Raw genomic sequence first — 1498 nt, forward strand, 5'->3', positions numbered from 1 at the left:
AGATCAGACCGTGAATATTACGACCTAGAAATTACAGAAGAACATCAGCAGCTCTATGATCAATACGTTTCAGGGGAATTAAGCGACCAAGAATTTGAAGATGGTTTAAAGAGATTAATTCCACGATCTTAGTCACGACTAAACGCCAAAAAACAAAAATCGCTATGGCAGGATAGGCAATCGTTTAACGAATTTCAGTTTTGTATGACAAATCCCGAAGGGCGCACTTACCCATTTTTTCGTTTCACTCAAAAACGGACGTTGCGTAAGGGGTTCGACCCCTTAACCCCAAGAACGCCAAAAATGAAAAATTGGAAATTTTCCCTTTTTGGCGTTTCGCACCCATTGGATTTTTTCCAATGGTAAAGTGCGCCCTTCATGTTATTTCGGGAAAAGCCGAACGAGTGTCTACGAGTGACGACCCCATCATAAAAATTCCAAAACCTTTCTTCCTTGATTACAAGCTCCCATAAAAATTCTAAGCGGGAAAAACCGAGCAAAGCGACGACCCGATTTTTGTTTCTCGAATGAGAAACGCGGAAGCGTGCATTACTGAAAAATCATCACGAATTGGCTAGGGGTGAAAAATCAAAAAAAAGGCATCTGAAAAGGGGGCAAAAATGGGGATTTTTGGGGTGTTTTTCCTTGTATTTATTATTAAGGGATAACTTCGATATTAAAAATGTGGCTCTATGCCTTGTGTGGCGTGGCTTTTAGCATGGTTTGACAGATAGATAAAAAGCCCGTAAATTTTGAGGTGCGATCCAACAAAACTTAAACGAGCTTTTTAATGACTCAATCTTGCCATAATTCCGATCTTGGAATCAATTTTTTAACAGAAATTTCACCTCATGAAGTTTCTTGGGATGAACATCGCTCCGATGCTGAATCCGTTAAAATTCTCTATAACTACTCCGTTGAACTCTCAAAATATGCAGACCGAATTAACGGCTGTTCAGGTATTTTGAAATTTGGAGTTAATCCCGATCAGGGAAAATTGGTTCTCAAGCAAGCATTTTTTTGCCGTGTCCGTCATTGTCCTGTATGTCAGTGGCGCAGATCTCTACTCTGGAGGGCAGTTATGTTTCAGCAATTGCCAAATATTCAGGAACGCTTTCCTACCCATCGTTGGGTATTCCTAACTCTGACTGTGAAAAATCCGCCTGTTACCGAATTGCGTGACACTTTGAAGCACATGAATGATTCATGGAAGCGACTGATTGAAACTAAGCGATTTAAGTCAGGTGTAGCAGGTTTTTTAAGAACAACGGAAGTGACCAGGGGGAACGATGGAAAAATGATGGCACATCCGCATTTTCATGCCTTGCTGTTGGTTAAGCCTAGTTACTTCACGATTAATTATATAAAACAAGGCGATTGGGTCGAAATGTGGGCGAAAGCCTTGCGAGCTGACTACTTGCCATCGGTGAACGTGAAAGCCGTAAAAGCCACTTTAGACGAAAAAGGGCGCAAACAACTCGACAAGGCAATCTGTGAA

General features: G+C 41.3%; 1 protein-coding gene. It reads left to right on the top strand.

The genetic code is table 11. The annotated features are described in order from the left end of the window. Nucleotides 1–790 precede the first annotated feature (790 nt). Nucleotides 791–1498: protein rep (locus FTV34_RS17410; protein WP_180070908.1), on the top strand; the 708-nt coding region annotated here is incomplete at its 3' end.

The organism is Acinetobacter sp. YH16038 (genome assembly GCF_013417275.1).
Classification (GTDB): domain Bacteria; phylum Pseudomonadota; class Gammaproteobacteria; order Pseudomonadales; family Moraxellaceae; genus Acinetobacter.